This is a genomic window from Roseateles saccharophilus, assembly GCF_004342485.1.
Classification (GTDB): Bacteria; Pseudomonadota; Gammaproteobacteria; order Burkholderiales; family Burkholderiaceae_C; genus Pelomonas; species Pelomonas saccharophila.
The window spans coordinates 22,908-29,802 of record NZ_SMBU01000050.1 but is presented as its reverse complement, the minus strand read 5'-3'; the positions used below and the strand labels follow the sequence as shown (position 1 = coordinate 29,802).

At 70.1% G+C, this 6,895-nt stretch carries 7 protein-coding genes; 3 read left to right on the top strand and 4 right to left on the bottom strand.

Features of this window, described 5'->3' with window-relative positions:
* Positions 1-12 precede the first annotated feature (12 nt).
* Both EV671_RS28100 and EV671_RS24200 read left to right on the top strand, forming a co-directional pair.
* Positions 13-219 (top strand): DUF8198 family protein, encoded by a 207-nt coding sequence (locus EV671_RS28100; RefSeq protein ID WP_478221779.1) that lies wholly within the window; start codon positions 13-15, stop codon positions 217-219.
* Positions 220-283: 64 nt separating this feature from the next.
* Positions 284-2,029, top strand: coding sequence for a long-chain-fatty-acid--CoA ligase (locus EV671_RS24200; protein ID WP_132576479.1), 1,746 nt, complete (start codon positions 284-286; stop codon positions 2,027-2,029).
* Positions 2,030-2,218: 189 nt separating this feature from the next.
* On the opposite strand, the gene EV671_RS24195 is transcribed toward EV671_RS24200, so the two are convergent.
* Genes EV671_RS24195 through purE form a run of 4 tightly spaced genes read right to left on the bottom strand, consistent with a single transcriptional unit; the run spans position 2,219 to position 5,825 of the window.
* Complete coding sequence (locus EV671_RS24195) at positions 2,219-3,178, bottom strand: SGNH/GDSL hydrolase family protein (protein WP_132576478.1); 960 nt, start codon at positions 3,176-3,178, stop codon at positions 2,219-2,221.
* Between the two features lie 24 nt (positions 3,179-3,202).
* Positions 3,203-4,198 (bottom strand): L-threonylcarbamoyladenylate synthase, encoded by a 996-nt coding sequence (locus EV671_RS24190; protein WP_132576477.1) that lies wholly within the window; start codon positions 4,196-4,198, stop codon positions 3,203-3,205.
* Positions 4,198-5,361 (bottom strand): 5-(carboxyamino)imidazole ribonucleotide synthase, encoded by a 1,164-nt coding sequence (locus EV671_RS24185; RefSeq protein ID WP_132576476.1) that lies wholly within the window; start codon positions 5,359-5,361, stop codon positions 4,198-4,200. Before EV671_RS24185 ends, EV671_RS24190 begins: the two co-directional genes overlap by 1 nt.
* A complete protein-coding gene (purE, locus tag EV671_RS24180) occupies positions 5,361-5,825 on the bottom strand; it encodes a 5-(carboxyamino)imidazole ribonucleotide mutase (RefSeq protein ID WP_132576483.1) in 465 nt (154 codons plus the stop codon). Before purE ends, EV671_RS24185 begins: the two co-directional genes overlap by 1 nt.
* A 113-nt stretch (positions 5,826-5,938) precedes the next feature.
* On the opposite strand from purE, the gene EV671_RS24175 reads away from it, so the two are divergent.
* Positions 5,939-6,892 (top strand): tetratricopeptide repeat protein, encoded by a 954-nt coding sequence (locus EV671_RS24175; protein WP_132576475.1) that lies wholly within the window; start codon positions 5,939-5,941, stop codon positions 6,890-6,892.
* The last annotated feature ends 3 nt before the right edge of the window (positions 6,893-6,895 follow it).

The following is a 6,895-nucleotide window of genomic DNA, read 5'->3' as shown; positions in this document are numbered from 1 at the left end:
CCCTCAAGCGCCGTGCCGCTGCCCTGGGCTACCAGATCAATCCGATGGAGGCAGTCGCATGAACGACCGTCCTCAGTTCTGTTTCTTGTGAGCGGTTTCGACACCTTCCGCGCGATGCGCGGCGCGGCCGAGTTCCTGTCCACGGTGCGACAGCGCGAGGACACACTTGCGCGCGGTCTGTTTCAGGCGGATGCATCGACCCTAGGGCAACTCCCCTAGCTTGAAGTCAGCGGCCGAACCACCATCGACGGCTTCACGCGAAGCACGCCAGAAGGGCCCGCCGATGACCGCCGTCCTTGCCGAAGAAGCCGCCGCCGTCCCGCAGGCGACATCGCGCACCAAGCCCTGGCTGGCCAGCTATCCGGCCGGCGTGCCGGCCGAGATCGATGCCGGCATCTACGGCTCGCTGGTGGACCTGCTGAACGAGGCCTTCCGCAAGCACGCCCGGCGCGACGCGGCCATCTGCATGGGCCAGCGCATGACGTTCGCCGAGATCGACCAGCTGTCGACCCAGCTCGGTGCCTGGCTGCAGGCCCAGGGGCTCAAGCAGGGCGACCGCGTCGCCATCATGATGCCCAACCTGTTGCAGTACGGCGTGGCCATCGCGGCCATCCTGCGCGCGGGCTTCGTCGTCGTGAACGTGAACCCGCTTTACACGCCGCGCGAGCTGGCGCACCAGCTCAAGGACTCGGGCGCCCGCGCCATCGTCGTGCTGGAGAACTTCGCACACACGCTGGCCGAGGTCATCAACACGACCGACGTGCATCACGTCGTGCTCGCCTCCATGGGCGACATGCTGAACTGGTGGAAGGGGCCGCTGGTCAACTTCGCCGTGCGCCACCTGAAGAAGATGGTGCCGGAGTTCCGGCTGCCGGTCGGCGACGGCCGCACCGTCGTGCGCTTCAACGAGGCCCTCGGCCATGGCGAGCGCCTGCACCTGAAGAAGCCCGAGCTCGGCCCCGACGACGTCGCCTTCCTGCAGTACACCGGCGGCACCACCGGCCTGTCCAAGGGCGCGACGCTGCTGCACCGGAACATCGTCGCCAACATCCTGCAGGTCGAGGCCTGGTTTCAGCCCATGCTGGCCAGGCTGCCCGACCAGAACATGCAGTTCACCAATGTCTGCGCGCTGCCGCTGTATCACATCTTCGCGCTGACGGCCTGCTTCATGCTCGGCGCGCGCATGGGCCAGCTCAACATCCTGGTGCCCAACCCACGCGACATCCCCGGCCTCATCGAGACGCTGCGCGGCCACAAGATCCACATCTTCCCGGCCGTCAACACCCTGTTCAACGCGCTCGCCAACGAGCCCGGCTTCTCGCGCCTGGACTTCTCCGAACTCGTCATCTCCAACGGCGGCGGCATGGCCGTGCAGCAGGCCACGGCCGAGAAATGGCTGAAGGTCACCGGCTGCCCGGTCGTCGAGGGCTATGGCCTGTCCGAGACCTCGCCGGCCGCGACGATCAACCCCCTGGACCAGCGCGCCTTCAACGGCAGCATCGGCCTGCCGATGCCGTCCACCGAGATCGCCATCCGTGACGACGATGGCCGCGACGTGGCCCTGGGCGAGCGCGGCGAGATCTGCATCCGCGGCCCGCAGGTCATGGCCGGCTACTGGAAGCGCCCGGACGAGACCGCCAACGTCATGCATGCCGACGGCTTCTTCAAGAGCGGCGACATCGGCATCATGGACGAGCGCGGCTATGTGCGCATCGTCGACCGCAAGAAGGACATGATCCTGGTCAGCGGCTTCAACGTCTACCCGACCGAGATCGAGCAGGTCGTCAACCTGCACCCGGGCGTGCTGGAATGCGCCGCGGTCGGCGTGCCGGATGCGAAGTCGGGCGAGGCCGTCAAGCTCTTCGTCGTGAAGAGCGACCCGGCCCTGGCCGAGGAAGACCTGGCCAGCTACTGTGCCGAGCAGATGACGGCCTACAAGCGGCCGAAGTTCATCGAGTTCCGCGACGACCTGCCCAAGAGCAACGTGGGCAAGATCCTGCGCCGCGAGCTGCGCAGCACCACCACCTGACCTATTCCCAGGCCGCCGCAGGCCGGCCGCCCCTCCAGTGACTCCCACTGATCCGGCTTTGGCGGGCGGTCGGGAGTGCCCCCTTGAGGGGGAGGCACTGAGGCCGGACACAAACAGTCCTGAGGACTGTTTGTGCCTGCCGAAGGCCAAGGCCTCTGGCCTTGGCAGTGAGCGCCTCGGGGGTGGGCCTTAGAACGGGTTGTTGCGGGCGCGGGTCAGCGCCGCCGTGCCGATGCGCTGCTGCGCGTTCGGCGCCAGCGTCGTGCTGCCGGCCCACAGCCAGGTCGTCGCGCTCGCGTCGGTCTGCAGCGTGTTGGTGGTGCACTCCTGCGGGGCGACGTCGGTGCGGCAGGCGGCCTGCGTCACGTTCGTGTAGCCGAAGGCGCTCGGGTAGCGCGCGATCTGCTGGATGGTCTCGTCCGTCAGCACCAGGCCGATCAGGCGGCCGTCGTTCAGCAGGTTCAGGCGCATCGAGGTGTTGAAAGCCGAGCTCAGGTCGTTCAGGAAGACGGCGCGGTCGATGTCGGTCTGCTGCTGCTTCTCGTTCTGGCCGAAGGGCGTCAGGCCGACGTCGAAGATGGTGCTGACCAGCACGCGGCCGTTGGCGTTGGCGATGCGGTTGGCCTGCTGGGCCAGCAGCTTGCCGCGCGCCTTGGCCTCGTTGATCAGCGAGTCGCGGCTGACGGCGGGAAACTGGTTGTACAGCTCCAGGATGTCGTTGACGCCGACGAACAGGGCCACCAGGTCCTTGGGGCCGAAGCCGTCATTGGACAGGTGCTGGTCGATCTTGGTCTGCACGTCGGCGACCTTGTCGCCGGCCGCCGCGTACATGATGCCCTGCGGCAGCGCCACGTAGTCGGTGTTGCACTGCGGGTAGACCATGCCGAAGCCGCTGGTCAGCACCTGGCTCCAGACCGGGTTGAGCTTGCAGTCGACCAGCTGGGTGTCGGTGCTCAGGCCGTTGATCGTGTACTTCTTGCCGCTTTGCAGGATGGCGCCGCTCTCGTCGCCGAAGGCGATGACGCGCGTCGGCTTGAACGGGTCGATCTGCGAGGTGCCTCCGCCGCCGCAGCCGGCGACGAGCGCAGCGGCTGCCACCGCGACCAGGGCCAGGCTGCGCTTGATTTTCTGGGAGACAACACGTTGCATGACGATCAACTCAGGGACAAGAACTCAATCGGTGAAGGCGGCCGCAGCCCGGCTGAGCCGGTCCCGCACGCCGTCCCAGGTCGGGTCGCACGGAGGCGCCTCGACCCAGATCTCGCGTGCGCCAGCCGCATCCAGGGCCCGCAGCACCGCGAACAACTCGTGGGCCGCCACCGCCGGATCGGCCGGCAGGGCCTGCCACTTCCAGGCCAAGCCGGCGGGCGGTTGGGCGCGTGAATATACCGCCACCCCCTCCAGGCCCCCGCTGGCGGCCGCTGTGGCAAAACGTAAAGCCAGGCGCTCGGCGTCCAGCAGACGCACCCGGGCCGTGGGCGCATAGTGGGCGGCCAGCGTGCCCGAGGCCTTGGGCGCGTGCGCGTCCGGCGCAGCCAGCGCCTCGCCAAGTGCGGCCTCGATGCGCGCGGGGCTGATCAGCCCGGGGCGCAACAGGGCCGGTCGTGCTCGGCTGCAGTCGACGATGCTGGACTCGATGCCCACCTCGCAGGCGCCGCCGTCCAGCACCATCAGCCCGGGGCCGAACTCCTCGACGACATGGCGGGCCAGCGTCGGGCTGACGCGGCCGAAGCGGTTGGCGCTGGGCGCCGCCACGCCCGGCACGCCCAGTTCGCGGGCGGCGGCCAGCACGGCGCGGGCGACCGGGTGGGCCGGCGCGCGCAGCGCCACGGTGGCCTGGCCGCCGGCCGCGGCCTCGGCCATGCCCGGCTGGCGCGGCACGATGACGGTCAGCGGCCCGGGCCAGAAGGCCTCCATCAGCCGGCGGGCCGTGGCGGGCAGGTGGTCGGCAAAGGGCTCGGCACCGGCCGCGTCCAGCACATGGACGATCAGGGGATGGTCGCTGGGCCGGCCCTTGGCGGCAAAGATCTTGGCCACGGCCGCATCGCTGTCGGCCCGCGCGGCGAGGCCATAGACCGTCTCGGTCGGCAGGCCCAGCAGTTCGCCGTCGGCCAGGCGCCGTGCGGCGGCCTGGACGGCAGCGGGATCGTTGCCGGGCAACAGCAGCATCAGAAATCGGCGGGCAGGCCCAGGATGGCGGCCGCCTGCACGGCCACGGCATGGGCCGCCTCGGGCGTCTCGGCCGTGATGTTCAGATGGCCCATCTTGCGGCCATGCCGCGCCTCGGCCTTGCCGTAGAGGTGCAGATGGGTGCCGGGCAGGGCCAGCACGCGGTCCCAGGCCGGTGGCGTCGGGCCGCCGGCGTCGCCGAACCACAGGTCGCCCAGCAGGTTCAGCATCAGCGAAGCCGAATGCTGGCGCGGCTCGGGCAGCGGCAGGCCGGCCAGCGCCCTCACCTGCAGCTCGAACTGCGACACGTCGCAGCCGTTCATCGTCCAGTGGCCGGAGTTGTGCGGGCGCGGCGCCATCTCGTTGACGACGAGGCGGCCGTCCTGCAACCAGAAGAACTCGATGCACAGCACGCCGACATAGTCCAGCGCCTCGGCCACCTGGCGGGCGGCACCGACGGCCAGGGCCTGCACCTCGGCCGGCAAGTCGGGCGCCGGCACCTCGGTGACGGCCAGGATGCCGCCGCGGTGCAGGTTCTGCTGTGCCGGGTAGTTGACGATCTGCCCGTCCGCACCGCGTGCGATCAGCACGCTGAGCTCGCGTTGAAGCGGCAGCAGCTGCTCCAGCACGCAGGGCACGCGCTTGAGGCCCTCCCAGGCGGCGGCCAGCTCGGCCGGAGTGCTCACACGCACCTGGCCCTTGCCGTCGTAGCCCATGCGCGCCGTCTTCAGGATGCCGGGCAGCAGGGCCGGGTCGACGGCGGCCAGCTCGATGTCGTTGCCGATGACGGCATGCGGCGCGCAGGGCACACCGGCGGCCTCGAAATGCGCCTTCTCGACGGCGCGGTCCTGGCAGACCGCCACGGACGCCGCCGCGGGGGCCACGACGCGCATGCCGGCCAGCGTCTGCAGCGCCAGGGCCGGCACGTTCTCGAACTCGGTCGTGATCGCGTCGCAGTCGCGCGCCAGCTGGGCCAGGCCGACGGGGTCGAGGTAGTCGGCCTTGATGTGCCGCTCGGCCACGGCGCCGGCCGGGCTGATGGCGTCCGGGTCCAGCACGATGCAGCGATAGCCCAGGGCCTGGGCGGCATGGACGAACATGCGGCCCAACTGGCCGCCACCCAGCACGCCGAGCGTCGCGGTCCCCGGAAGCAGCGCCGGCATCAGCGCAGATCCTCGGTCATGGCTTGCGCCACGGCGGTCTGCCGTGCGCGGAAGGCATTGAGCTTGTCGAGCAGGGCGGCGTCACCCGTGGCCAGCATCGCCACCGCGAACAGCGCCGCGTTGGCCGCGCCGGCATTGCCGATGGCGAAGGTCGCAACCGGAATGCCCTTGGGCATCTGCACGATGGAGTGCAGGGAATCGACCCCCTGCAGATGCCGGCTGGCGACCGGCACGCCCAGCACCGGCACCGTCGTCTTGGCGGCCAGCATGCCGGGCAGGTGGGCCGCGCCGCCGGCGCCGGCAATGATGGCCTTCAGGCCGCGGCTTGCGGCGGCCTCGGCGTAGGCGAACATCTCGTCGGGCATGCGGTGGGCCGACACGACCCGCGCCTCGAAGGCGACGCCGAACTCGGTCAGAATCTCGGCCGCCAGCTTCATCGTCTCCCAGTCGCTGCTGGAGCCCATGACGATGCCGACGACGGCGTCCGGGTTCTGGGGGGCTGACGTGGACAAGGCGCGCTCCAAGGCTCAGAAAAGCCTTGAATTGTAGGTGGCGCCCCTCACCCTAGCTTCTTGCCATGATCGACATCACCCTCCAGAACTTCGAAGCCGAACTCATCGTCGCCTCCCAGCAGCGCCCCGTGCTGCTGGACATCTGGGCGCCGTGGTGCGGCCCCTGCCGCACGCTCGGCCCCATCCTGGAGAAGCTGGAAGAGGCCTACGCCGGCCGCTTCACCCTCGCCAAGCTCAACAGCGACGAGGTGCCCGAGATCGCCGCGCAGCTGAGCCAGATGTTCGGCGTGCGCTCCATCCCCTTCTGCGTGATGTTCGCCGGCGGCCAGCCGGTGGACGGCTTCGTCGGCGCCCTGCCCGAGGCCCAGATCCGTGAGTTCCTGGACAAGCATGTGCCGGCCGGCGAGGAGCTGGAGGCCGCCGGCGACGTCGAGGCCGCCGAGGACCTGATGGCCGAAGGCGACCTGGAGGCCGCGCTGGACAAGCTGGCCCATGCCGTGCAGACAGCTCCCGCCGACGACGCGGCCAGGTACGAATACGTGAAGGCCTTGCTGGAGCTGGGCCTGGTGCCGCAGGCGCGCGCCGCCTTCGAGCCCGTCGCCGCCAAGGCCGCCGACACGCTGGTGCCGTCGCCCCGCCTGGCCGCGCTGGCCACCTGGCTGGCCGCCTGCGAGGCGGCAGCCGGCGCCGACCCGGCCGCGCTGCAGGCCGCCATCGCCGCGAACAAGCGCGACTTCGACGCCCGCTTCGCGCTCGCGCAGACCCATATGGCCGGCCAACGCTTCACCGAGGCCATGGACGAGCTGCTGGAAATCATCATGCGCGACAAGGCCTGGAACGGCGACGCCGCGCGCAAGGCCTATGTGGCCATCCTGGAGCTGCTGGCCAAGCCTGCCCCCAAGCCGGCCGCCGAGGCCAAGCCGGGCGGCACGCTGGAGATCGCCGGCAAGGCCGCCGTCGTGCACAGCGACCCGCTGATCGACCAGTACCGCCGCAAGCTGTCGATGGCGTTGTTCTGAGCC

Coding starts and splice junctions, on each gene's coding strand:
- EV671_RS24200 (WP_132576479.1), top strand. CDS start 284: ATGACCGCCGTCCTTGCCGAAGAAGCCGCCGCCGTCCCGCAGGCGACA.
- purE (WP_132576483.1), bottom strand. CDS start 5,825: ATGGGCTCCAGCAGCGACTGGGAGACGATGAAGCTGGCGGCCGAGATT.
- EV671_RS24185 (WP_132576476.1), bottom strand. CDS start 5,361: ATGCCGGCGCTGCTTCCGGGGACCGCGACGCTCGGCGTGCTGGGTGGC.
- EV671_RS24190 (WP_132576477.1), bottom strand. CDS start 4,198: ATGCTGCTGTTGCCCGGCAACGATCCCGCTGCCGTCCAGGCCGCCGCA.
- EV671_RS24195 (WP_132576478.1), bottom strand. CDS start 3,178: ATGCAACGTGTTGTCTCCCAGAAAATCAAGCGCAGCCTGGCCCTGGTC.
- EV671_RS24175 (WP_132576475.1), top strand. CDS start 5,939: ATGATCGACATCACCCTCCAGAACTTCGAAGCCGAACTCATCGTCGCC.